Source organism: Bradyrhizobium cosmicum, from assembly GCF_032290525.1.
Taxonomy (GTDB): Bacteria; Pseudomonadota; Alphaproteobacteria; order Rhizobiales; family Xanthobacteraceae; genus Bradyrhizobium; species Bradyrhizobium cosmicum_A.
Genome location: NZ_JASXTA010000219.1, coordinates 1 through 274 on the forward strand (window position 1 = coordinate 1; position 274 = coordinate 274).

Sequence of the window (274 nt, forward strand, 5' to 3'; positions counted from 1 at the left end):
GTGTGGGACGCTGCACCTGCACCAGCCGACCGCATCGCTGTCATAGGGGCTGGCGTGGTAGGTTCTCTCGTCGCGTATCTGTGCGGGCGGATTCCTGGTACGGACGTCACGCTTGTCGATATCAATCCAGGCCGGGCGAAACTAGCAGGAACGCTCGGGGTTAGTTTCGCTGAACCCGGGAAAGCAAGGGGTGACTGCGACCTCATCGTTCACGCCAGCGGTTCGCCGGATGGACTACGGACGGCGCTCGAACTGGGCGGAGACGAGGCTACTG

At 62.8% G+C, this 274-nt stretch carries 1 protein-coding gene; it reads left to right on the forward strand.

What is annotated here, in order from left to right; translation table 11 throughout:
* Positions 1 to 274: 3-hydroxyacyl-CoA dehydrogenase NAD-binding domain-containing protein (locus tag QSV46_RS39730; protein WP_314964095.1), on the forward strand; the 274-nt coding region annotated here is incomplete at its 3' end.